The 22,682-nt window shown below is 58.6% G+C and carries 25 protein-coding genes and 3 pseudogenes; 9 read left to right on the forward strand and 19 right to left on the reverse strand.

All coding sequences use genetic code 11. From position 1 onward, the window contains the following. From IPM54_19615 to IPM54_19635, 5 genes and pseudogenes are all read right to left on the reverse strand, one after another. The coding region (locus IPM54_19615) for a hypothetical protein (protein MBK9262000.1) at positions 1 to 531 on the reverse strand (531 nt) is incomplete at its 3' end. 411 nt (positions 532 to 942) lie between these two features. Then, entirely contained in the window at positions 943 to 1,362 is a 420-nt protein-coding gene (locus IPM54_19620) for a hypothetical protein (GenBank protein ID MBK9262001.1), read from the reverse strand. Further along, positions 1,349 to 1,465 (reverse strand): hypothetical protein, encoded by a 117-nt coding sequence (locus tag IPM54_19625; GenBank protein MBK9262002.1) that lies wholly within the window; start codon positions 1,463 to 1,465, stop codon positions 1,349 to 1,351. Before IPM54_19625 ends, IPM54_19620 begins: the two co-directional genes overlap by 14 nt. Then, on the reverse strand, positions 1,462 to 1,908 hold the full coding sequence (locus IPM54_19630) for a hypothetical protein (protein ID MBK9262003.1): 447 nt from the start codon (positions 1,906 to 1,908) through the stop codon (positions 1,462 to 1,464). Before IPM54_19630 ends, IPM54_19625 begins: the two co-directional genes overlap by 4 nt. Positions 1,909 to 2,089: 181 nt before the next feature. Further along, positions 2,090 to 4,781, reverse strand: a pseudogene (locus tag IPM54_19635) (VCBS repeat-containing protein). Between the two features lie 441 nt (positions 4,782 to 5,222). Here IPM54_19635 and IPM54_19640 point away from each other — a divergent pair. Further along, on the forward strand, positions 5,223 to 5,492 hold the full coding sequence (locus IPM54_19640) for a hypothetical protein (GenBank protein ID MBK9262004.1): 270 nt from the start codon (positions 5,223 to 5,225) through the stop codon (positions 5,490 to 5,492). On the opposite strand, the gene IPM54_19645 is transcribed toward IPM54_19640, so the two are convergent. Then, positions 5,486 to 6,337, reverse strand: a complete 852-nt coding sequence (locus tag IPM54_19645; protein MBK9262005.1) for a hypothetical protein — start codon at positions 6,335 to 6,337, stop codon at positions 5,486 to 5,488. The genes IPM54_19640 and IPM54_19645 overlap by 7 nt on opposite strands. On the opposite strand from IPM54_19645, the gene IPM54_19650 reads away from it, so the two are divergent. The 4 genes and pseudogenes from IPM54_19650 (at position 6,300) to IPM54_19665 (ending at position 9,690) form a co-directional block, all read left to right on the forward strand. Beyond that, positions 6,300 to 6,755 carry a hypothetical protein gene (locus tag IPM54_19650; protein MBK9262006.1) on the forward strand — a complete coding sequence of 152 codons (456 nt, stop codon included), beginning with the start codon at positions 6,300 to 6,302 and terminating at the stop codon, positions 6,753 to 6,755. The two genes, IPM54_19645 and IPM54_19650, sit on opposite strands and share 38 nt — an antisense overlap. Before the next feature lie 231 nt (positions 6,756 to 6,986). Next, a pseudogene (locus IPM54_19655) lies at positions 6,987 to 8,176 on the forward strand (IS701 family transposase). A gap of 706 nt (positions 8,177 to 8,882) precedes the next feature. Beyond that, positions 8,883 to 9,074, forward strand: coding sequence for a hypothetical protein (locus IPM54_19660; GenBank protein ID MBK9262007.1), 192 nt, complete (start codon positions 8,883 to 8,885; stop codon positions 9,072 to 9,074). A 1-nt stretch (position 9,075) separates the two neighbouring features. Further along, the gene (locus IPM54_19665; protein ID MBK9262008.1) at positions 9,076 to 9,690 is read left to right on the forward strand and encodes a hypothetical protein; all 615 of its coding nucleotides are present in this window, start codon (positions 9,076 to 9,078) and stop codon (positions 9,688 to 9,690) included. Positions 9,691 to 9,872: 182 nt separating this feature from the next. Here the strand turns inward: IPM54_19665 and IPM54_19670 are convergent, their stop codons facing one another. The 8 genes and pseudogenes from IPM54_19670 to IPM54_19705 form a co-directional block, all read right to left on the reverse strand. Then, on the reverse strand, positions 9,873 to 10,148 hold the full coding sequence (locus IPM54_19670; GenBank protein ID MBK9262009.1) for a hypothetical protein: 276 nt from the start codon (positions 10,146 to 10,148) through the stop codon (positions 9,873 to 9,875). A gap of 445 nt (positions 10,149 to 10,593) precedes the next feature. Next, positions 10,594 to 10,974 (reverse strand): hypothetical protein, encoded by a 381-nt coding sequence (locus IPM54_19675; protein MBK9262010.1) that lies wholly within the window; start codon positions 10,972 to 10,974, stop codon positions 10,594 to 10,596. After that, complete coding sequence (locus tag IPM54_19680) at positions 10,961 to 11,299, reverse strand: RHS repeat-associated core domain-containing protein (protein MBK9262011.1); 339 nt, start codon at positions 11,297 to 11,299, stop codon at positions 10,961 to 10,963. The genes IPM54_19675 and IPM54_19680 overlap by 14 nt, the downstream gene beginning before the upstream one ends. 36 nt (positions 11,300 to 11,335) lie before the next feature. Beyond that, positions 11,336 to 11,758, reverse strand: a complete 423-nt coding sequence (locus tag IPM54_19685; protein MBK9262012.1) for an RHS repeat protein — start codon at positions 11,756 to 11,758, stop codon at positions 11,336 to 11,338. 186 nt (positions 11,759 to 11,944) lie between these two features. Beyond that, positions 11,945 to 12,190: a hypothetical protein gene (locus IPM54_19690; protein MBK9262013.1), complete on the reverse strand. Its 246-nt coding sequence runs from the start codon at positions 12,188 to 12,190 to the stop codon at positions 11,945 to 11,947. After that, the gene (locus tag IPM54_19695; GenBank protein MBK9262014.1) at positions 12,187 to 12,915 is read right to left on the reverse strand and encodes an RHS repeat protein; all 729 of its coding nucleotides are present in this window, start codon (positions 12,913 to 12,915) and stop codon (positions 12,187 to 12,189) included. The genes IPM54_19690 and IPM54_19695 overlap by 4 nt, the downstream gene beginning before the upstream one ends. Before the next feature lie 170 nt (positions 12,916 to 13,085). Then, positions 13,086 to 16,492, reverse strand: a pseudogene (locus IPM54_19700) (VCBS repeat-containing protein). 163 nt (positions 16,493 to 16,655) lie between these two features. Next, a complete protein-coding gene (locus tag IPM54_19705) occupies positions 16,656 to 17,744 on the reverse strand; it encodes a protein kinase (protein MBK9262015.1) in 1,089 nt (362 codons plus the stop codon). A 700-nt stretch (positions 17,745 to 18,444) separates the two neighbouring features. Here IPM54_19705 and IPM54_19710 point away from each other — a divergent pair. From IPM54_19710 to IPM54_19725, 4 genes are all read left to right on the forward strand, one after another. After that, the gene (locus IPM54_19710; GenBank protein MBK9262016.1) at positions 18,445 to 18,714 is read left to right on the forward strand and encodes a hypothetical protein; all 270 of its coding nucleotides are present in this window, start codon (positions 18,445 to 18,447) and stop codon (positions 18,712 to 18,714) included. Between the two features lie 36 nt (positions 18,715 to 18,750). After that, complete coding sequence (locus tag IPM54_19715) at positions 18,751 to 19,083, forward strand: hypothetical protein (GenBank protein ID MBK9262017.1); 333 nt, start codon at positions 18,751 to 18,753, stop codon at positions 19,081 to 19,083. 164 nt (positions 19,084 to 19,247) lie between these two features. Next, positions 19,248 to 19,646, forward strand: coding sequence for an AHH domain-containing protein (locus IPM54_19720; protein MBK9262018.1), 399 nt, complete (start codon positions 19,248 to 19,250; stop codon positions 19,644 to 19,646). Further along, positions 19,643 to 20,212, forward strand: coding sequence for a hypothetical protein (locus tag IPM54_19725; GenBank protein ID MBK9262019.1), 570 nt, complete (start codon positions 19,643 to 19,645; stop codon positions 20,210 to 20,212). The genes IPM54_19720 and IPM54_19725 overlap by 4 nt, the downstream gene beginning before the upstream one ends. A 10-nt stretch (positions 20,213 to 20,222) precedes the next feature. On the opposite strand, the gene IPM54_19730 is transcribed toward IPM54_19725, so the two are convergent. From IPM54_19730 to IPM54_19750, 5 genes are all read right to left on the reverse strand, one after another. Continuing rightward, positions 20,223 to 20,885: a hypothetical protein gene (locus tag IPM54_19730; GenBank protein ID MBK9262020.1), complete on the reverse strand. Its 663-nt coding sequence runs from the start codon at positions 20,883 to 20,885 to the stop codon at positions 20,223 to 20,225. Further along, the gene (locus tag IPM54_19735) at positions 20,882 to 21,244 is read right to left on the reverse strand and encodes a hypothetical protein (GenBank protein ID MBK9262021.1); all 363 of its coding nucleotides are present in this window, start codon (positions 21,242 to 21,244) and stop codon (positions 20,882 to 20,884) included. The genes IPM54_19730 and IPM54_19735 overlap by 4 nt, the downstream gene beginning before the upstream one ends. Positions 21,245 to 21,607: 363 nt before the next feature. Then, complete coding sequence (locus IPM54_19740) at positions 21,608 to 21,817, reverse strand: hypothetical protein (protein ID MBK9262022.1); 210 nt, start codon at positions 21,815 to 21,817, stop codon at positions 21,608 to 21,610. Positions 21,818 to 21,937: 120 nt separating this feature from the next. Then, the gene (locus IPM54_19745) at positions 21,938 to 22,465 is read right to left on the reverse strand and encodes a hypothetical protein (protein ID MBK9262023.1); all 528 of its coding nucleotides are present in this window, start codon (positions 22,463 to 22,465) and stop codon (positions 21,938 to 21,940) included. Then, entirely contained in the window at positions 22,462 to 22,605 is a 144-nt protein-coding gene (locus tag IPM54_19750; GenBank protein ID MBK9262024.1) for a hypothetical protein, read from the reverse strand. The genes IPM54_19745 and IPM54_19750 overlap by 4 nt, the downstream gene beginning before the upstream one ends. Between the last annotated feature and the right edge of the window lie 77 nt (positions 22,606 to 22,682).

The following is a 22,682-nucleotide window of genomic DNA, read 5'->3' on the forward strand; positions in this document are numbered from 1 at the left end:
GAACCGCCCAATGCGTGGGTCGTAGACTCTTCCCTTCATGTTGACGAGGCCGAATTCGTCGGCGGCCTCTTCGCCAACCTGCTTATAGCCCTTTTTCGTTTTGCTCGTGGGCCCCTTTATCGGCGATCCGCCCCATTCTGGATTTCTCCGTGCGCCAAAAGCATCGTAACTCCGCCGCTCATCGATGGTGCCATTTTCTTTGGTGGTCGTCTCGATCGACCCAAGGTGATCGACATGCAGATACAGCGTCCCCGGTTCTGGGCCACCGCGCGTCACAATGGCAATAACTCGCTCCGGCGAATGCACGTAATACCGATACGCTTTGCCAAAAGCGCCGGTCACTTGCTCGAAGATGTCCTCGAAGTACAGCGTCTCGCTCGACGGTGTCGTCTTCCGAATTCTTTGCTCGTCGCCATCGTACCCGAACGATACCGTCGTCGCGCCCCATGGCGATCGTCTTCGGCAAATCAAACGGCGTATACGTAATGCCAACGCCTCCTGGCCGCGTGATTTGATTGCCAACCGCATCATGGTAGAAGTTATCGCCTGCCGCATTCGTAACGGCATGCGGATGCGTGGGATCAGTATACGACAGAATGCCCACGTCGCTTTTTGATACGAGGTCCCATTGGGCGCATAGCCGTACGACGTGTCGCACGGTGCATTCGGATTCTCGACGAGCCTGAAGTATGCACATGTTAGCCGATTCAGCCCATCATACTGGAACCGCTCCGTCGTGTTTTGCGCTTGCAACGCATCCGTGCGGCTCTTCAAATTGGAGCCGCTCATCCCCAGGCGTAAGCCAATTGCTTGAATGGTCGCTGCACCCCTTCGTCGTGGTGATGCTTCAGGGGCTCCTTTCCCCATGGTCGTATCCACGCGCCGTCGTCCACGCCATTAACAATAACTCGCCCTTGTACCGGCCGGCTTGGTCGACGTCCGTCACCGCCAATACGCATCGTTCGTATACGTGTCGCGCACGCCAATGCGATGACCGTGTTGGTCGTGCTCATACGTTACGCCGAACGGCAACGCGCCAAGCGGCTGCGGATATTGGAGCGCTTTTGGCCTCCCAACGTCGTCGTACGTCATTCGCGCCGTAAACGACTCTCCCGCAACGGAGAGCGTCATCCCTTCGAGCTGCCCTCGCTTCGAATAAGTGTACGTCTTGATTCCGTCGGGACTTTCGAGCATGTGCAACCGGCCAATTCCATTCGGCGCTGTATCCCACGTCCACGTCGTCGTCAAGCTCTTTCCCGCGTGCGTATCCGTGCGCGTTTTCACGCGCCGGAGTGCGTCCACGCCAAACGCGATCACGCGCCCGAGCGCATCCGTCGATGCAAGCACGTCACCAGAATCCATCGTTGACGAACATCGTCGTGCCGCGATCTGGCTCTTCCAATTGCCGCACACGCCCGAATGCATCGCGCGTCCATTTTGTTACGGCCCCGCCAGGATCGGTCACCGTGCGAAGCGCATCAGATAGGCCGCATAGGCATATTTCGTTTTGCCATTCGCTGCATCCGTGATTGTTACGGGTCGACCCAATGCATCGAGCTCGGTCAATGTATGCTTCAACAGCGGATCGGTCATCTCGATGAAGAAACCATCATACGAGGTCGTGGTTGTTGCGTTCCACGGTGTGGTGTGCCGAATCTCGCGCCCCAACGTATCGAATTCGTATTCGTCGAAGACGAGCTGCGCATCGGGCGTACCTTCCGCAGTCGGCACAGACCCTCTGGCAACGTTTCCACTCAGCGGATCGTATTCGATGAGCTGCATCAACCGAGGCGTATTCGGCTTTGGCGCGGGGCCGTGCGTATACGTGCGCATGGGCCGCCCCAGACTATCGAACACCGTTTCATCGTCGAACCACCCGCTGTCGTCGTGCGCTCCTTCAATCGCCATTGACCATCGATCCGCTCGCGCGTGCTGTGATCGTCGTTTGCGATCCGTCGGGGCGTTTCTCGTTCTCCAACCTTCCGAGGCTGTCGTATTGCCACTCGGTCGCCAATTGATTCGGATCCGTCTCCTTTCTCAGCACACCCAGAGCGGGATCGTATTCGACGAGCGTCTCGTGCGCCAATCCATTGATGTGCTTGACCGGGAACACGCCTTCGTCATCGTAAACGGTCATTGATTCGCGCCGATGACCGAATGCATCGTCTGCCTTTACGCTCGTGACGTTGCCGAATTTGTCGCGCTCGTACACTACAGTCAGCTTCGTATCGTCGATGTTATCGCTGCTTGACGTGGACTCCGTTTCCACTTGCGCCGAATGCATTCGTTGTGCGTTGGGTGGTCCGGCATTGCGTCAAGCCCGCAGCCGAGCTGCATTCCTCTTGCCATTGCGGCTGCCCGAGTATCCACCTGCCGACGTCATTCTTGACGGTGCGCGTGATATGCGTCGTCAGGTCGACGCCCACTGTGGATACGTCAACCTCGGACACGTTGCCGAATTCGTCGAAGGCCGCTACATCCACCATCGTATCGCGCAGCATCGTCGCGTTTTCATTGGCGGCCACGCCCGCAGCATATTCTTCGAGCGAACCTGCTCCAGAAAAAGCGCCTTGCATGCGGCGCGTGTGGCGTTTCGTGGGCAGCGCGAATACGTTTTGCCGTTATTCGTGGGCACATCTTCAAGCGTAATGTCGACAAATGAAAGCTCGACGCGGCTCGGATTCGGCTCGCTCGGCAACGCTGGAGCCCATCGCCATTGTGATTTCACCTGCCCCGCAAACGGATATACCTTGCGCTGGCCGATAGCAACAAACGTTTCGTTGTCGTAAAATGTCGCCGTCGTCGCGCCAGTGTCCAGGTCCGTCAGGATGCGCGCGCCGAATCCAAGAAAGCCATACCCTCGACGATCGTATCGACCATCGCGATAACGCAAGCCAAATCGACGCTGCCCACCTTGTCCGTCGTTGAGTGCATAGTCGCGCACGACACGCTTGGAGCCCACCGCGCAATGACGCGGGTATGCGCAGTCATTCGCCGCGTCGGCACGTGACCATCACAGATACGACTCCTTCTTCGGATCGTTCGCCTGCGCGCCGTTCGTCTTCCATTCGTCCGTCAAGTGCGCATACGAAATGGCCACGTTGGGAATGAAACCGGGACCCTCGGGGTCATGCTCGTTCATGCCATCGGAAAACCCCACGAGCACATCCGGGTCGGCTGCACGGTTCTTGAAGGTGCAACTCATTCCCCAGAAAGATCGCTACATCAGGCACCATCACCATTTACATCGCCAATGCGTGGACCGCGCGGGTCCGCCAGCGTAATCGCATCGCCGAGCACGGGCTCGAATGGAATGCCGACTCGATCCGCTCAAAGGTGAACCCATTCGATCCGCGCGTTGCACGGAGAATCACCCAGCGCGGAATGTCGGGGCTGATGGCATCGAGCGGCATCAAAGATCGCTTTGCCCATTCTGATCGAAATCAGCAACAGCCGCCAAATGGAAGTAGGTGGTCTGCGGAATGAGCCCATCCCATTCCAGAGTATTTACCGCCTTGTCCGCAAAACCTTTGCCCGTGTTGATCCACGTCCAAAGTCGTCCCGAAGGATCGCCGGACGTTATGGCATCGGGCAACGCATCTCCATTGACGTCAACGAACAACGTGCGACCACCATTCGGAGGTATGCGCAAACTCGTATCGTGCGATTCCACGTCCCATCACTGTTACGGCGAAACACGTAATAGGTCGGTGCTCGTTGAAATGGCACACCGCCTTGTTCAATCATTCCGGGCATGACCAAGTCCACGGTCCCGCTTCCCGTCGATATCGACCGTGTGCATTTCGAGGTTGCACGGGTATCCGTTCAGCTCGTCGATTGCCGTACCGATTTGTGCAAACCCCCCAGGGCGCCATGCGTGCACATTCCACAGAGATTGAGGGGCGTTGTTGCCATGATCCGTGCATTGGATCAGATCCGATACGCCATCGCCGTCGACGTCGGCCGATGCACCGCGCCTGTTGCGCCACGCAGTTGCTTCGGTACAGGACCCAATGGAAACGGTCTTTGAATGCCCGTGTCGACTTCTTCCGAATGTGCCGTCCGCTTTCGATAACAAGACAATATGGTTGTTCCGATTGCCGTACACATCGTGCAAAGGACATCCGCTTTCCCATCGCCATTGTAATCGATCGCCGTGCCGAGCTCCGGTTGAAGGATTCCCGGATCAACTGGCTCCGTGGGATCCTGCTGGAACGACCATTCCTGCAAAAGGCAACCTTGGGCGCCCCAAATCCGCTTCTGAATTTCGCGCAACTCGCCATTCCGTGATCGGATTCGTCGGCGTCGACAGCGTCGTTGTATCGGGCACGAGAAAAATCGCCAATCCATCGCCCGTAAATCAGCCAGCATATAACTCGCGCGCCGCGACAGCGGCGCCGCTATCGTCGTCGCAACAACCTCCTCGAACCCCGTTTCAACCTTCGCATATTGAAACCTCGTCGGCGGTTTGCACGCTCCATTCGCACCGCATTCTTCGACCGACGTAAGCAGCGTCCGACCCGTCGTTTCGCTTTGCTCATACTCAAAGCATATCGACGCACCAGCTCGTCGTTCAGCAGCATCTGCGCTTCCTCGAGCTGTAGCGATTGCCGAAGCTCCATTCCGCCGGAATACATCGTGCGTGCGTCTTCCTTGGCGGCATACACGAGCGCAACCGCACGTGTCGGCTCCATTCCGTCAAACGAGGTGTAGCGTATCTCGTCGACCGCATACTCCGCGGTGTAGCCGTCTGCCTCTGCAAAGCAATACCCGTACGTCATTGCATTCCCGCGAGCATCGCTGTTTCGTTCGCGAGCCACGCACGCACGGCGCCCCCGAGCGCACGCGGCCGGCTTCCTTTGGTTTTGCCATACTCGACGACATGCCCCGATGGCAAAAACGCCTCGAAATAACGCGAGCCATCCTCGGTTTGATGGCCAATGATTTTTCACGTGCGTATTAGGCCACGTGCGGTATTCAATGGCGTTTGCACTTTGCGAAACGACGACGAGCCGCTTGCCATCCATGCACAGCGCATCATCTGCTTCATATTGCACCGTGCGAAGTTCGCCGTCGATGGCCATCGTCATCGGACGGCGCGTAATGGCACTGGTGCCCGACAACGAAAAGCCAATTCCGAGCACGCCGTCACCACCAGCACTGCTATAAAATAACCGCAAATTGGCTCGACGCCGGTTCGCCCAGGCACGGAAACGAGCGGCATGGATAACGTTGCGTCGCCAGCATCGCTCACTCCGAATGATACCGACGTCGCCCCGGGACGATCGTCTTCGATGCGATCGGCCGGGCTACCGGGAGCAATGGATGCTGGGGGATGCAAGCATGATTCTGGCTTATCGAAGGCGCATCCGTCGGATCACACGAGCATCCTGCTTGGGCGACAACACACGCAAGAAAGAGCCACCGGGACCATTGATTGCGGAAATACGCTGCATCTTGGATGCGAAAAACCAATGGACGAATATCAGTGACGCCATATGCCCGTCCCCTTCGAGAATGTACTTGTCCGACAACCCGCGCAGGTATGCCTGCCTGGCAATGCGGTCCAAGTCCGGGGCGGACAGGGATTGTCCGACCTAATAAGAGCGGCGGGGCTTTGGCTCTTCCGCAGCGAGGTACGCATCATCGGCGGCCGTTCGCGCGAACATGTCGATGACGAGCGCCGTCTTGCCCATGCCTTCGGCGCCTTGGATCGCGAACATCTCGCGACCCCCGCGCCGAGCGCGATCCACGGCGGCGGACAGCGTTTCACGCTCGGCGTCGCGTCCGTAGAGACGCACGGCGGAGGTGAGCATCGTGGGGCGGTCTTGTCCTCCGGTGGAAACGGATCGACGCGTCCCGACGAACGCAGCCGTTCGATGCACATGCCGATGTCGGCGGCGATTCCGCGTGCGCTTTGGTAACGATCGTCCGCGCTCTTCGCGAGCAGCTTCAGCACGATACGCGAATCGCTGGAGGCACGCTTGGTTCCAGCTCGTGCGGCCGGCTTCGGTGCTCGTGCGAGATGCGCGTGCACGAGCGCCATGGGCTCTTGCGACGTGAACGGCGGGCTCCCCGTGAGCATTTCGTAGAGCACGGCGCCGAGCGCGTAGAAGTCGGCTCGATGATCACGGGGCGGTTTGTCCGGCCAGTCTGTTCGGAGCGCCATGTAGAGGAGCGTGCCTTCTGGAGCGTCTGGGTTCGGCGTGCGTAGGGACTCGTCGCCGGTACGTCCTGCGGACGTGAAGTGCACGAGGAACACGGCGTTGTCGGCTTCTCGGACGAGGATGCTTTTGGGTGTGATGTCGCGATGCACGACGCCTTGCGCGGCCAGCACGGCGAGCGCTCGTGCGACGGCGGCTGCGTACGCGAGCGCTTATTTCGAGTGGCAAGCGGTGCGTGGCGAGGATCGTTTCCGAGCGTCGTGCCGCCGGGAGTTCGCGCATGACGCCGAACAGCTCGGCATGTTCGACGAACCCGATCGCGCGTGGTGTGACGGCGTCACCGAGCTCTTTCCGAGCGCGTGGGCGCGACGCAAGCGGGCGCGATCGTCGCTGGGCGCGCATGCGCGTGCATTCGACGAGCACCGAGGTGCCATCCTCGAGACGTCCTCGGTAGAGGGCGAAGCGGGCATCTGTGGCGAGGGTGGCGACGATGCTACAGCCGGGGAATTCGGGGTCATGCGTTTTGATTCGGCGAATGCGGGGACTCGGCACGAACGATACGGCGTCAGGGCGGGTCAGTGGAAGGGTTGAGTGTGGGACGAGTTGCCACGGGCGACAGGGATGCTGCGGTGGAGCTAGGTGAAGCGGTCGGAACGACTTGGTGGTTCTAGTACTACTGCGGAACGTTCAATCGGACTAGCCGACGTCTCACGGCGTCTGGGTAGGGCTGTGTCGTTTTGTTTCTTACTTTGTCCTCCATATCTTGGAAAAGTTTTTCTTGGAACCTTGCGCGGCGTAAAACCGTGTCCATGGTGCGCGCCCATGAAGTTTGCCCAGGACACGGAGACAAACCGTCGCGCGATCGACTTCTTTCAGGTGACCATCGGTCAACATCTCAAACGCCCCGAGCAACGCGCGTCATTTGCGACCTATGCGTTCGGGATCATCGGGGCGGGTGAACGAAAAGCGTGGAACCCATCGCAGCGCAAGCGTTCTGCGAACCGCGAGACGTACAGCGTTGTCACGACAGGCTGCTGCACTTCGTCGGAACTGCGCCGTGGAGCGATCGAGATGTTCGGCGCGCAGCCGCCGCTACGCAGTCGACGAGATGCGCAAGCAGGATCCGGTGACGATTTCGATTGTCGATGATGCCGGGTTCCTCAAGCAGGGCAAACACTCGGTCGCGTGCAGCGGCAATACACGGGCTCTGCGGGCAAAGTCACCAATTGCCAGATTGGTGTGAGCCTTTGCGCGTCGAATCGGAGAGAGCAGGTTGCCATCGACTTCGAGGCTGTATTTGCCGCAGAAATGGACCGACGACGCCGCTCTGCGGAAAGCGGCACATATCCCCGACGACTGCGTTTTCAAGACGAAGCCCGAGGTCGCGCTCGACATGATCCGGCGAGCCAAAGCTGACGATCTCCTTGGAAAATTCTCCTCGCTGATTCCGGATATGGTGATTCGTGGTTTTTCGTGCGGAGCTGCGCAAATTGGGCCTTGATTTTGCCGTTGCAATCAAGGGCACGACGCGTGTTTGGCTGCTGAATTCGGACGAGGAACACGAACGCATCTTTTCTGCACGCGATCTTGGCGTAACACTTGGTTTGAATGCGTTTCGGCGGATCACGTGGCGAACAGGCACAAAGGGGAAACTTTCGTCTCGTTTTTGCATTCGCAGGGTAAAACCCGTACTGGGCGAGGGTGAACCGGAAGACAAGGAGCCGCTTTGGCTCGTCATGGAATGGTTGGAAGGCGAATCGACGCCAACGAAATTCGTGCTGACGACACTGCCGCGGCGGATGAGCAAGAAAGAGATCATTCGAATCATCAAGGAACGGTGGCGAACGGAGATTCTTTATGAGGAACTGAAGGAAGAGCTCGGCCTCGACCATTTCGAGGGACGCTCGTTCCGCGGATGGCACCACCACATTTCTGTCGTCCTCTGCTGCTACGCTTTCGTCATCGTCGAGCGTATGCGGCGTTTTTCCCCCTCGGCAGAACGGCGAGCGTAAAACAACGCGCTCGCTGTCTCGTCCAGCTCGCCACATCGCCGATTCCCTCGCCTCAGTCCGCATTGCAATCGCACATGCGCTGCTCGCCCTGGCTGCCGCGTTGTCCATTGTGTCATCGAAAAACGATACGGTTCCACCACCCACTCGTCGATTGACGGGTCCCGCTCCTCGCGTCAAGAGCATTCGTCGCACGTCTCGGAGGTTCCGCAGTAGTACTAGGCGATCCATTTTCAGGTCTAGGCGATCCATTTTCAGGTTTAGGCCATCCTTTTTCAGGTCCACGCGATCCTTTTTCAGGTCCACGCGATCCTTTTTCAGGTCCACGCGATCCTTTTTCAGGTCCACGCGATCCTTTTTCAGATCTAGGCGATCCCTTTTTCAACCGGGTGCGATCCATTTTCAGGTCCACACGATCCCGGGTCAACCCGACGCGATCCTTCATCAACCCGTACGCGATCCTTCATCAACCCAACGCGATCCTTCATCAACCCGACGCGATCCTTCATCAACCCGTACGCGATCCTTCGTCAACCCGACGCGATCCTTCATCAACCCGACGCGATCCTTCGTCAACCCGACGCGCTCCTTCGTCACCCCGACGCGGTCCGTCGTCAAACCGACGCGGCACTTGTTCCGAGCAGCACACTTTTTCGCTCGACACACGTATTCCGGCTTAAGTAAAATCCCTTCCGTGGGAGGTGGTTGTATGGCACTCGACTTGAAGGCGCTCGCCCCCGAAGCGCGCGCGGCATTCATCAAAGATGGTGAACAATTTGGATCGGCGGACACGCTGGCGCAGGCAAATCAAACATTGAATGCGTACGCAGCGCACGGCGCAAAGCTCGTCGATTATGGTTTTGGTTCGGCCGATGCGGCCGAAGTGAGATGCGCGCAATGAATTGATCGCAGCGGGCGTCGGGCGAGAAACGAAGCGGACGAGCAAGAAAGTCGATACCGCGGCGCTTTCGGCGGCCATGCGCGATGGCCAGGGCGCTCGATTGCAGGCGCGTTCGGTCCTGGGTGGGGCAAAGCGAACGCTGTTGGCATTGGGAAACATTGCGGCCGTACAAAAGATCGAGGCGCTTTTGGAGCGCGACTCCGTTGCGGCCGAGGATGCCGAGGGGCTCGCCAAACAGCTCGATGCATTGCAGGACGTATTGAAAGACCCAGCCATTGCGGACGCGGCCAAAGGTCGTGGTGGACCGAAAGCCGTCACCGACCTTGCAGCGGACGCGCAAGCATTGCGTGACGCTTCCAAAGCGAAAGCCGAGCCGCGAGGAACGCCCGTGGAAACCGGAGACGCTCGATTTGCTCGACGGAGTCGTCGTGAGCTTGGTGCGAATGGCGCGGGATGCCGCGGAGGTTGCCGCACGCGATTTATCGGAGCCGGCCATGGCGACGGCATTCGAGCTATCCGCGCTGTACAAGCGTCGAGCAAAGAAAAAGGGCGAGCAGCCCGCGGGCGGTGGTGGCGAGGGTGGCTGAGCTCCCAATGCGGCGCATGTGACGCATGACCGAGCCTCTTTCGTGCGTCGTGCGGGGCCCTTCCTGGATGTTTGAGGTAGTTGCTGCCTGAGTATTACGGGGAGACAAACCTCGTTAATCGGCCTACCGATGCTTCACAACCACTTCGGGTGCTTTGCAGCGTCCCCTGTCCAACCCCAGTCGCGAAGAACGTCGATTACGTCATTCAGGCTCAAGTCGGATGGTCCCCTAATTCTGGATCATCCAAAACGGAGAAGCCATAGCCAACCTCTGCGATAGCAGTTCGGTGAGGCCAGACAAGTTCATCATTTGTCACCAGCAGCATCCCCCTTTGTCCTCCAAAGTCCAGAAGGAGTGCATCTGCTTCAATCTGAATTCCTGATGGCAGCGAGATCGATGCGGGCGCAATGAGTCGAAGGCCCAGTTTGCTTGCGATTGTCGTCCATCGAAGGCCGAGTCGTGACGGCATATTAGTGTTTTCAGTCATGGCGTATCCTTGATTGGAATGTGGTCCACCGGACCCACATGTCCATGTGGTTGCTGTCCTGGTCGGTAACGATTCGGTAGTCCGCAACGAATGGGTTTCGGGTCCACGCACGTTATCCGACGGGAAAGGATCAGGGGAGTTCCTTATTTAGCTCTTTATATGCCTTCATGTCCCTTCGAGTAATCCCCCGCTTTGCTTTGTCCCTCTTTGCCATTTCGACAAGTGCTTGCTTTTCCTTACTAAACGCACTCGTCGTGCCCGCCCCTTCGGCGGTCCACGCGTCATCCTTGACCCCGTTCCTGCTCCCAACTTCTTCCCGACTATCGCCGCAACGATCGCCACGCCCACGCCCACGGACGTTCGTCCTACCGTGTACCAATCTTCCTCATCGTATGCGTTGTACAGGTATACGCCCGCAACCATGGGATTGGCGACGTTGATCGCGTCAATGATGTCGCCTTTTGGTACGCTTTCGGCCATTTCGAGCACCGTGCGCGCTGGGCCCCAAATTCGCAGCCGACCCCGGCACCATTTCATCGAGATGGTCGTAGACGTCGACGAAGCCGTCCCAGACGCCGTCCCAAGCACCGGGCGCCGACGGCCCCGACTCTGGTTCCGTCGTTTGCTGCGGTAAACTGCTGGCGCCATTTCCCGTCGTTGCCACATCATTCGTCGGCGCCTGGGCGCCCACGTCAGCCGCGTGTGGCGCAGCCGTAGGTCGTGGCGTTGGTGCCGGCAGTTGGTCGAACGTGATGTGAATGCCGAGCTGTCCGGGCGTTTCTTCGACGCGCCACAACCGCCGCGCTTCTTCCTCAGTAAACCCCACTTGGATCCACGAATGCAAGCGGATTGTTGCGCACGTACGAATACGCCCCAAAGCTTTGCCCATTGTATAAATTTGCAATGATCGGGTCCGTCGTCGTGAACCGCCCAATGCGTGGGTCGTATACTCTTCCCTTCATGTTCACGAGGCCAAATTCGTCAGCTTCTTCGTGCCCCGTGAATCCTTTTTTCGTTTTGCTCGTGAACGCTATCGACGATCCGCCCCATTCTGGATTCCTGCGCGCGCCGAATGCATCGTAGCTGCGCCGCTCATCGATGGCGCCATTTTCTTTCGTGGTCGTCTCCGATCGACCCAATGTGATCGACATGCAGGTAGCGCGTCCCCGGTTCTTGGCCGTCGCGCGTCACAATGGCAATCGTGCGCTCCGGCGAATGCACGTAATACCGATACGCTTTGCCAAAGCGCCGGTCACTTGCTCGAAGATGTCCTCGAAGTACAGCGTCTCGCTCGACGGTGTCGTCTTCCGAATTCTTTGCTCGTCGCCATCGTACCCGAACGATACCGTCGTCGCGCCCTGTGTGATCGTTTTCGGCAAATCAAACGGCGTATACGTAATGCCAACGCCTCCCGGCCGCGTGATTTGATTGCCGACCGCATCATGGTAGAAGCTATCGCCTGCCGCATTCGTGACGGCATGCGGATGCTTTGGATCGGTATACGACAGAATGCCCACGTCCGACTTTGACGTGAGGTTCCCATTGGGCGTATACCCATACGACGTGTCGCACGGTGGATTCGGATTCTCGACGAGCCGAAGTACGCACACGTGAGCCGATTCAATGCGTCATACCGGAATCGCTCCGTAGTATGTTGCGGCTGCCTGGCGTCCGTACGGCGTTTCAAATTGAGTCGCTCGTCCCAGTCGTACGACAATTGCTGAATGGTCGCCGCGCCCTTCGTCGAGGTGATGCTCTCGAGGCACCTTTCTCATGGTCGTAACCCCGCGCCGTCGTCACGCCATTGCCAAATAAGCTCGCCCTTGTACCGGCCAGCTTTGGTCGACGTCCGTCAATTGCCAATACGCCCCGTTCGCATATGTGTCGCGCACGCCAATGCGGTGACCGTGGTTGTCGTGCTCGTACGTTACACCAAACGGCAACGCTCCGAGCGCCTGCGGATATTCGAGCGCTTTGGCCCTCCCAACCTCGTCGTACGTCATTCGCGCCGTAAACGATTCTCCCGCAACGGAGAGCGTCATCCCTTCGAGCTGCCCTCGCTTCCTGAATACGCGTACGTCTTGATTCCGTCGGGACTTTCGAGCATGTGCAACCGGCCAATTCCATTCGGCGCTGTATCCCACGTCCACGTCGTCGTCAAGCTTTTTCCCGTGTGCGTATCCGTGCGCGTTTGCACGCGCCCGAGTGCGTCCACGCCAAACGCGATCACGCGCCCGAGCGCATCGGTCGATGCAAGCACGTCACCGAATCCATCGTTGACGAACGTCGTCGTGCCGCGATCCGGCTCTTCCAATTGCCGCACGCGAGCGAATGCATCGCGCGTCCATTTTGTGACGGCACCGCCAGGATCCGTCACGCTGCGAAGCGTGTCGAATGGGCCGTACACGTATTTGGTTTTGCCATTCGCTGCTTCCGTGATCGTAACGGGTCGACCCAATGCATCGAGCTCGGTAATCGTATTGTGCAACAGCGGATCGGTCATCTCGATGAAAAAACCATCATACGAGGTCGTGGTCGTTGCGTTCCACGGTGTGGTGTGCCGAATCTCGCGACCGAGCGCATCGAATTCGTATTCGTCGAAGGCGAGCTGCGAGTCGAGCGTATCTTCTGCCGCCGGGGCCGATCGTCGCGCAACATTTCCGCTCAGCGGATCGTATTCGATGACTTGTATCAAGCGCGGCGTATTCGGCTTTGGCGCAGGGCCATGCGTATACACGCGCATGGCTCGCCCTCGGCTGTCGAACACCGTTTGATCGTCCGGAACCACCCGCCGTCGTCGTGCGCTCCTTCAATCGCCATTGACCATCGATCCGCTCGCGCGTGCGCGTGATCGTCTTTTGCGATCCGTCGGGGCGTTTCTCGTTCTCCAACCTTCCGAGGCTGTCGTATTGCCACACGGTCGCCAATTGATTCGGATCAGTCTCCCTTCTCAACACCCCCAGAGCGGGATCGTATTCGACGAGCGTCTCGTGCGCCAATCCATTGATGTGCTTGACCGGGTAAATCCTCGTCGGCATCGTACACCGTCGTTGTTTCCCGATGATGCCCGAATGCATCGTCCGCAACCACGCTCGTCACATTGCCAAACGGGTCACGCTCGTACTTCACGGTCAGCTTCGTATCGTCGATGTTGTCGTTGCTCGAAGTGGATTCCGTTTCCACTTCGCCAAATGCATTCGTCGTTCGTGTGATCGTCCGGCATTGCGTCAAGCCCGCAGCCGAGCTGCACTCCTCTTGCCATTGCGGCTGCCCTAAATCCAACGGCTCACGTCATTCTTCACGGTGCGCGAAACACGCGTCGTCAGGTCGACGCCCACTGTGGATACGTCAACCTCGAGCACGTTGCCGAATTCGTCAAAGGCCGCTACATCCACGGTCGTATCGCGCAGCATCGTCGCGTTTTCATTGGCGGCCACGCCCTCAGCATATGCTTCAAGCGAACCTGCTCCAGAAAAAGCGCCTTGCATGCGGCGCGTATGGCGTTTCGTGGGCAGCGCGAAATACGTGCGCCCGTCATTCGTGGGAACGACGTCTGCGACAATATCGACGAAAGCCATTTCTACACGGCTCGGATTCGGCTCGTTTGGCAACGCCGGAGCCCACCGCCATTGCGATTTCACCTGCCCCGCAAACGGATACGCCTTGCGCTCGCCAATCTTGACAAGGGTTTCGTTGTCGTAAAATGTCGCCGTCGTCGCGCCAGTGTCCAGGTCCGTCAGGATGCGCTCGCCGAATCCAAGGAAGCCATACCCGCGACGATCGTACCGCCCATCTCGATACCGCAGTCCAAAGCGACGTTGCCCGCCCTGACCCTCGTTCATTGCATATTCGCGCACGACACGCTTGAGCCCACCGCGCAATGCCGCGGGTATGCGCAATCATTCGCCTGATCCCAATGCGACAAATAGAAATCCGTTTCCTTCGGGGTTGTCCGTTCGTTTTCGATGCATCTGTCAAGTGCCCATACTTGATGGACACATTCGGTATGAAGCCCGGATCCTCGGGGTCATGCTCGTTCATGCCATCGGAAAACCCCACGAGCACATCCGGGTCGGCTGCACGGTTCTTGAAAAGGTGCAACTCATTCCCCAGAAAGATCGCTACATCAGGGGCACCATCACCATTTACATCGCCAATGCGTGGACCTCGCGGGTCCGCCAGCGTAATCGCATCGCCGAGCACCGGCTCGAATGGAATACCCGACTCGATCCGCTCGAAGGTGAACCCATTCGATCCGCGCGTTGCACGGAGAATCACCCAGCGCGGAATGTCGGGGCTGATGGCATCGACGAGCGGCATCAAGAGATCGCCTTGCCCATCCTGATCGAAATCGGCGACAGCCGCCAAATGGAAGTAGGTGGTCTGCGGAATGAGCCCATCCCACTCGAGAGTATTTGCCGCCTTGTCCGCAAAACCTTTGCCCGTGTTGATCCACGTCCACAGTCGTCCCGAAGGATCGCCGGACGTTATGGCATCGGGCAACGCATCTCCATTGACGTCCACGAACAACGTGCGACCACCATTCGAGGTATGCGCAAACTCGTATCGTGCGATTCCCACGTCCCATCACTGTTACGGCGAAACACGTAATAGGTCGGTGCTCGTTGAAATGGCACACCGCCTTGTTCAATCATTCCGGGCATGACCAAGTCCACGGTCCCGCTTCTGTCGATATCGACCGTGTGCATTTCGAGGTTGCACGGGTATCCGTTCAGCTCGTCGATTGCCGTACCGATTTGTGCAAACCCACCAGGGCGCCATGCGTGCACATTCCACAGAGATTGAGGGGCGTTGTTGCCATGATCCGTGCATTGAATCAGATCCAATACGCCATCGCCGTCGACATCGGCCAAATGCACCGCGCCTGAAGCGCCACGCAGTTGCTTCGGTGCAGGACCCAATGGAAACGGCCTTTGAATGCCCGTGTCGACTTCTTCGAATGTGCCGTCCGATTTCGATAACAAGACGATGTGGTTGTTCCGATTGCCGTACACATCGTGCAAAAGGACATCCGCTTTGCCATCGCCATTGTAATCGATCGCCGTGCCGAGCTCCGGTTGAAGGATTCCCGGATCAACTGGCTCCGTGGGATCCTGCTGGAACGACCATTCCTGCAAAAAGGCAACCTTGGGCGCGCCGAATCCGCTTCCTGAATTCCGCGCAATTCGCCATTCCGTGATCGGATTCGTCGGCGTCGACACCGGCGTCGTATCGGGCACGAGAAAATCGCCAATCCCATCGCCCGTAAAATCAGCCAGCATATAACTCGCGCGCCGCGACAGCGGCACCGCTATCGTCGTCGCAACCTCCTCGAACCCAGCTTCAACGTCCGCATATTGAAACCTCGTCGGCGGCTTGCACGCTCCATCCGCGCCGCATTCCTCGATTGACGTAAGCAGCGACCGGCCCGTCACTTCGCTTTGCTCGTAGTCGAAAGCATATCGACGCACCAGCTCGTTGTTCAGCAGCATCTGCGCTTCCTCGAGCTGTAGCGACTGCCGAAGCTCCATTCCGCCCGAATACACCGTGCGTGCGTCTTCCTTGGCGGCATACACGAGCGCAACCGCACGCGTCGGCTCCATTCCGTCGAACGCCGTATACCTTATCTCGTCGAGCGCATACTCCGCGGTGTAGCCGTCTGCCTCCGCAAAGCAATACCCGTACGTCATTGCATTTCCGCGAGCATCGCGCATTTCGTTCGCGAGCCACGCACGCACGGCGCCCCTGAGCGCTACCGGCCGGCTTCCTTTGGTTTTGCCATATTCGATGACATGTCCCGATGGCATATACGCCTTGAAGTACCGCGAGCCATCCTCGGCAACATGGCCAACAACTTTGACTTGCATATCGGGCCACGTGCGGTATTCAGCGGCGTTTGCACTTTGCGAAACGACGACGAGCCGCTTGCCATCCATACACAGCACATCATCCGCGTCGTATTGCACGGTGCGAATTTCGCCGTCGATAGCCATCGTCTTCGGACAGCGCGTAATTGCGCTGGCGCCCGAGAAGGAAAAACCAACACCGAGCACGCCGTCAACACCGGCACTGCTATAAGATAACCGCAAGTCAGGCTCGACACCGGCTCGCCCAGGCACCGAAACCAGCGGAAGTGATAACGTTGCGTCACCTGTGTCGCTCACGTTGAACGAAACAGGTATCGCTCCAGGTGCGGTCGTTTTCGACGCGACGGACCCAGCCACCGGCAGCGACGCATGCTGCGGGATGCAAGCATGAATCGGATGATTCGCAGGTCGACCGGGCGCGTCGCACAAACACCCCGCTTGGGCAACAACACACGCAAGAAAGAGCCACAGCGGCATCGATGCCCGCCAAAGCTGCATGATGGATGCGAAAAACCGATTGGCGAATATCAGTGACGCCATATGCCCGTCCCCTTCGAGAATGTACTTGTCCGACAACCCGCGCAGGTATGCGCTGCCTGGAAAATGCGGTCAAGTCCGGGGCGGACAGGGATTGTCCGACCTAATAAGAGCGGCGGGGCTTTGGCTCTTCCGAAGCGAGGTACGCATCATCGGCGGCCGTTCGCGCGAACATGTCGATGACGAGCGCCGTCTTGCCCATGCCTTCGGCGCCTTGGATCGCGAACATCTCGCGACCCCCGCGCCGAGCGCGATCCACGGCGGCGGACAGCGTTTCACGCTCGGCGTCGCGTCCGTAGAGACGCACGGCGGACGTCAGCATCGTTGGGCGGTCTTGTCCTCCGAGTGGAAACGGATCGACGCGTCCCGACGTGCGAAGCCGTTCGATGCACATGCCGATGTCGGCGGCGATTCCGCGTGCGCTTTGGTAGCGGTCGTCGGCGCTCTTCGCGAGCAGCTTCAGGACGATGCGCGAAATCGCTGGAGGCACGCTTGGTTCCAGCTCGTGCGGCGGCTTCGGTGCTCGTGCAAGGTGCGCGTGCACGAGCGCCATGGGTTCTTGCGAAGTGAACGGCAAGCTGCCCGTGAGCATTTCGTAGAGCACGGCCCCGAGCGCGTAAAAGTCCGCTCGATGATCGACCGGACGGTTTGTCCGGCCCGTCTGTTCGGGCGCCATGTACACGAGGGTGCCTTCGGGGGCATCCGGGTTCGGCGTGCGTAAAGATTCGTCGCCGGTGCGTCCTGCGGACGTGAAGTGCACGAGAAACGCTGCGTTGTCGTGTTCCCGCACGAGGATGCTTCTTGGCGTGATGTCGCGATGCACGACGCCTTGCGCGGCCAGCACGGCGAGCGCTCGTGCGACGGCGGCTGCGTACGCGAGCGCTGTTTCGAGTGGCAAGCGCTGCGTGGCGAGGATCGTTTCGAGCGTCGTGCCGCCGGGGTCTTCGCGCATGACGCCGAACAGCTCGGCATGTTCGACGAACCCGATCGCGCGTGGTGTGACGGCGTCACCGAGCTCTTTTCCGAGCGCGTGGGCGCGACGCAAGCGGGCGCGATCGTCGCTGCGGGCGCGCATGCGCGTGCATTCGACGAGCACCGAGGTGCCATCCTCGAGACGCCCTCGGTAGAGGGCGAAGCGGGCATCTGTGGCGAGGGTGGCGACGATGCTACAGCCGGGGAATTCGGGGGTCATGCGTTTCGATTCGGCGAATGCGGGGACTCGGCACGAACGATACGGCGTCAGGGCGGGTCAGTGGAAGGGTTGAGTTGTGCGACGAGTTGCCACGAGGCGACAGGGATGGTGCGGTGGAGCTAGGTGAAGCGGTCGGAACGGACTTGGTGGGTCCAGGCGATCCATTTTCAGGTCTAGGCGATCCATTTTCAGGTTTAGGCCATCCTTTTTCAGGTCCACGCGATCCTTTTTCAGGTCCACGCGATCCTTTTTCAGGTCCACGCGATTCCCTTTTCAACCGGGTGCGATCCATTTTCAGGTCCACACGATCCCGGGTCAACCCGACGCGATCCTTCATCAACCCGACGCGATCCTTCATCAACCCGTACGCGGTCCTTCGTCAACCCGACGCGATCCTTCATCAACCCGACGCGGTCCTTCATCAACCCGACGCGATCCTTCATCAACCCGACGCGGTCCTTCGTCAGGTCCACGCGGCACTTGTTCCGACCAGCACACTCGACTTGAAGGCGCTCGCCCCCCGAAGCGCGCGCGTTGATATGAGAATTCGCGCGTCATTGGGCACGAGATATTCGGGAAGCCGAGGGCGCCAACGAGCCCTTGCCTCATTGCATCTGATTGACCGGCCAAGGGCGTGCCCGTGTATTCTGGTTCGCATGGGAAGCACTTGAGGATCAATGCTTTCGCGAAAGGATCCAACATGCAAACGATAATGCTGTTCTTGCGCGGCTTCATACTTTGGTGTGCAATTCGTCGCACGAGCTTCGGCTTGCTGATTCTGGGCCTCTTCTTGGCACTATCGACGCCCGCATGTTCATCGACGCTGCCACGCGAACCTCCCGTCAATACCTGTGACACGAGCGGTGGCAAGTCCGGTGCGCCATATTGTCTGCCACCACCGGGTTTCTTTTGCGAACGTAATCCTGCGCAACCGGCAAACGCGCGCAGCGGACGAGGGCACAAGGCCTAATTGGGGCAGTTTCAGCTTCTCCCATCGAAACCGGGTTTGGGCATCAATCAACCGACATGCCCGCAGAACGCGACGCGGCTTCTGCAAGACCAGGATTGGAACGATGCGAAGGACGGAGCCGAAAAGATAGGCAAGCAAGTGGGGCGCATCTTTGCGACCTGCGAAAAACTCATGGAGGCCGTGACGCGGCCATCCGACTTGGAGCTGCAGGGGCTTTACGACGAGAATCCCGGCGCGCTGGAAAAAGTTTTCAACATGTGCGCCAAGGAGCTCGACGCGATTCCCGTCATGCCGGCGTACGACGATCCGTGGCTTGCGGGCGCTGCATTGCGAGGTTTCGAGGCGGGGGTACGGCGCTGGCGCGGATGAAGTATGGCTGCGGCTCTTGGCGCTCGATTTGGCGATTGCCGCGGTTGAATCGGCAATCGTGCCGGGTGTGCTTTTCGCCGAAGTCGTCATCACCCGTGGCATACGGCTCTCGCTGAGCGTCGTGCGAAGAATGCCGATTTTCCTTCCGGGCACGGTAGGCGCCGGTGGCGCCTTCTTTGAAAGGCGTGCCGCGCGCGGCGGCAAAGGCCGTTGTGACGGGATCGTCGAGGGTGCTCGGAGACAACATGAAACGGGTGGGCTTGGAAAGGCTAGCGGGCGAGTTTGCCCATCACATCGTTGCGCATGGGGATGATCGGGCGAAAGATGCGGTGAAGCTTTTGAAGAAGTTCCACATCGACGTTGACGATGCCGTCAATGGCGTGTATCTGCCCGGCTACAAGACCTCGCCAAACCCCCATGGGAAAGCCGTGCACGGAAATCTTCATACGAACGCGTACTACGAAGCCGTCGACACGGTACTCAAAGGCGCAAATACACAGGCCGAGGTGATCCAACGCCTACGCTTCATCGCCCACAACCTCGAACACGGAATCCTGCCATGACCGCAGTCTTCGATACGCTGAACGCCAATGGGTACGAGATCATCAACACCGTCAGCAACGACTACGATGACGTCGACGCGCTACTCAACCTCTATGGCCCGTCGCGGAAGCGTGACTGGAAGCCGATCCTGGTGCAGCGCGATCGAGCCACGAAGCGCGGTGCGTTCAAAGCCGCCGACCTGCCATATGCCCATGCTGCCTTCATCTTGCGTCGTTCGGCTGTGGATGCGCTCCAAGACATCCTCGATGCGCATGGTGAATTGCTCCCACTTGCGACCAACGACGGCGTCGAGCTGTTCGTGTTCAATCCGCGATTCGTCATCGATGCCATTGACCACGAGCGGTCGCAGATCGAGCGGCCTGAAGGTATGACCCTCGTACTCATCCGCAAGTACGTATTCATCGAGTCTGCGATTCGCGACATCGATATCTTTCGAATGCCCATTGGGCCACGTCAAAACTACTTCAGCGATCGCTTCGTCGAGCGCGTGAAAGCGGCCAAGCTGAAGGGTACCGACTTCATCAAGCTGTGGTCGTCCGACGAGTCTGCGCAATCGGGCGCATAGTTTCCCTCCGTCAAAAGCGCCACGCGCGGAAGGCCAAAGACGAGGTCGCCAAAGGCCCGATGACATCCGTGATACTCCTATCGCAATGACGCAGCGTCCGAGCACGTTTCACCTTGGACCAAAAGTGGATGGCACCCGAAGCCGCATTGCGGTCCTTCTCACCTATCACTGGTATCCCAGAAACTGACGAGAAGCCGCCCCGAGCTCGACCAGCGCCAAGCCGAGCAGCAATCGCCATCCCCGGAGCACACGCAGCCTCGAGACGCGCGCGTTCGTCCAGGGGCAACTTGGTCCATTTTGCCGGATTGCTCTTTACCATCGGAATGACCTTCTCGAACCACGCATCTTGCTCGAGACTCGGGTCGAGGAAACGAATGAACCGCCTGAGTTCGGGTTCTGGATTCTCGAGAATCGATTCGTAACGCAGATGCATGACCCGCTCGGGTGGAGCGGTACAAACGGCGTCGCGCAACGAGGCAATGACCTGGCGCGATGGGGCGGGCCGCTCGGCCTCACGCCGAAGGAGTTGCGCCAGGTTGTAAACGGCTGCTCCGGCGCATTGAGTGAGATCCAGGTCGGGGCTGAAATGGAGCGATCCACGCAGCTCCTGCCCCGTAAGCATCAACAAATGCGCTTCGAGCGCGGCACGATCAATGATAGTATTGTGTGTCACATTTGTGCTCCGATGGTGAGCGTACTCGGCTGTTGCGCCGAAAACACGACACCTCGCTGACCGGGTACACCGTGGAATGCTTCGTTACGCAGGGTTCCTTCGAGCACCCCTTCGGCGGGGAAGGACAAGATGTACCGGTCGCCAATCGCGGGAGCGGCCAACTGCCCGCCACCTGTCCATTCGTCCGTTGCAATGTGAACCGAGCCGAATGAGAGGACTTGCGTGGCATAACTGAACGGCAAGCTGACCATCGGTTCGAGAGCCACCTTGCTATAGAGCTTGCCGAAGACCTGGCGCGTTTGATCCACATCGGTGGTTCGGACCATGAGGCGAGGCGGGGACGAAGGCTGCAAGCTCACTCTGGGATCTCCTCGTGACGGCATCGAGTAAATAGGATGCGCTATGGAAACCCACCATGATACGCAATAGCTCTACATGACGCAGCAATTTTCTGACGTGTCCCATCATTTCTTTGGTGACCATTACAGTCGAATTGTTGTGTGCCTAGAAAAAATAGCCTCGAAGCCATCCACGATGACCGCACATTCTCCTTTGCCCAGCCGCGGACCATGCACGATTCGCGTCTTCGGCGCTCTGCCTGCCATGTCGACATCATGTAGGTGCGTCGACATGGCGCAAAACGCATGGAGCTGAATGCCGTATCGGAGCGCGGAGACGATGAGGGCGTATTTGAATACGTAGGAAAAAAGCCTGCCCACCGTTCATACCTCGCCCCTGCGTTCTTCAAAGAAGACGGCTGAAAGCGAAAGGGCGGTAAGCCCGCCGTAGTAAAGGAGGTTGTTAATCACCTGCAAAAGCGGGGTTTTGCCAATAACCACGTGGTAGGCCACCTGGCAGTCGCAGAGCAAAAAGAGGATTTCGCCCACAAAGACCGCGAGCGCAAAGACGCGATTGAACCTATGCCAGAGCAAGAGCCCCTCCAAACCGAGTAGGCGATGACCAGCATATAGCCGACGAAGGCCACCTTCATCACGCCGTCCTCAATGTGGGGAAAAGAAAGAAATAATAGACGGCCATGGGCAGTAGGACGGCTAGGCATAGAAGTATTCGCCGTTGTGCGTGTTCTTGTAGAGGATATGGTAGTTGGCGCCCAAGAGGATGTGGGCGACCAGGAAAACGGCGAGCCCCGCAATAAAGACGCGGATGAGGAGCATGTCAGCCAGCCATATCAGGACAAAGGCTGCCAGAAGCAGGATCTTATAAACCTTCACTTTCTTCCACAGCGCGTGTATCAGGTTCCAGAGAAGTGGCACAATGAGGACGGTGCGCCAGAAGGAGAGGTCGGCGGCGGTCCATTTTTCATAGTCCAGCACCGAAAATATGGTTACCAAAACGACTTCGATAAATACACAACCAAGAGCTAGAGCCTGGTTTTCACGCGATAACATGGTCACCCCGTTTTTTTCGGCTATCATTTTGGCGATTGTCCAGGCTTTCGTCAAACGCTTGTCGGATAAACTTCGCCGCCAGCTCCAGCGCCCCGGCGGCCCAGGAAAAATTGCCGAATATGTTTGGGTCAGCCGCCACGAAGCGCTGATCAAGAAGGCGGAGTTCATCATGTCCTGCAGGCGTCCCACGCGTGACGCGGAGGAACGTCATACCGCGTGTGGGTCAGAATCTGTTGATGATTGAAACACATGAGCGGCAAACCGATGCGACGAGCAGCACGGATCGAATAGCTCTCGAAATCCGTAATCAGCTACTTCCACGACGTTTTCACGCCATCAGCGCCCGCTCCATTGACGCCCGCCAACGCGAGCGCCAAATAACGCAAGA

This window comes from Polyangiaceae bacterium (assembly GCA_016715885.1).
Lineage (GTDB): Bacteria > Myxococcota_A > Polyangia > Polyangiales > Polyangiaceae > Polyangium.

What these genes read in the sequence shown, in the direction of transcription:
- IPM54_19705 (MBK9262015.1), bottom strand. Translation starts at nt 17,744, where the DNA reads ATGACCCCCGAATTCCCCGGCTGTAGCATCGTCGCCACCCTCGCCACA.
- IPM54_19725 (MBK9262019.1), top strand. Translation starts at nt 19,643, where the DNA reads ATGACCGCAGTCTTCGATACGCTGAACGCCAATGGGTACGAGATCATC.
- IPM54_19690 (MBK9262013.1), bottom strand. Translation starts at nt 12,190, where the DNA reads ATGACGCTCTCCGTTGCGGGAGAATCGTTTACGGCGCGAATGACGTAC.
- IPM54_19660 (MBK9262007.1), top strand. Translation starts at nt 8,883, where the DNA reads ATGGCACTCGACTTGAAGGCGCTCGCCCCCGAAGCGCGCGCGGCATTC.
- IPM54_19745 (MBK9262023.1), bottom strand. Translation starts at nt 22,465, where the DNA reads ATGATGAACTCCGCCTTCTTGATCAGCGCTTCGTGGCGGCTGACCCAA.
- IPM54_19710 (MBK9262016.1), top strand. Translation starts at nt 18,445, where the DNA reads ATGCAAACGATAATGCTGTTCTTGCGCGGCTTCATACTTTGGTGTGCA.
- IPM54_19620 (MBK9262001.1), bottom strand. Translation starts at nt 1,362, where the DNA reads ATGGATTCTGGTGACGTGCTTGCATCGACGGATGCGCTCGGGCGCGTG.
- IPM54_19680 (MBK9262011.1), bottom strand. Translation starts at nt 11,299, where the DNA reads ATGTCGATCACATTGGGTCGATCGGAGACGACCACGAAAGAAAATGGC.
- IPM54_19640 (MBK9262004.1), top strand. Translation starts at nt 5,223, where the DNA reads ATGGATAACGTTGCGTCGCCAGCATCGCTCACTCCGAATGATACCGAC.
- IPM54_19670 (MBK9262009.1), bottom strand. Translation starts at nt 10,148, where the DNA reads ATGACTGAAAACACTAATATGCCGTCACGACTCGGCCTTCGATGGACG.
- IPM54_19630 (MBK9262003.1), bottom strand. Translation starts at nt 1,908, where the DNA reads ATGGCGATTGAAGGAGCGCACGACGACAGCGGGTGGTTCGACGATGAA.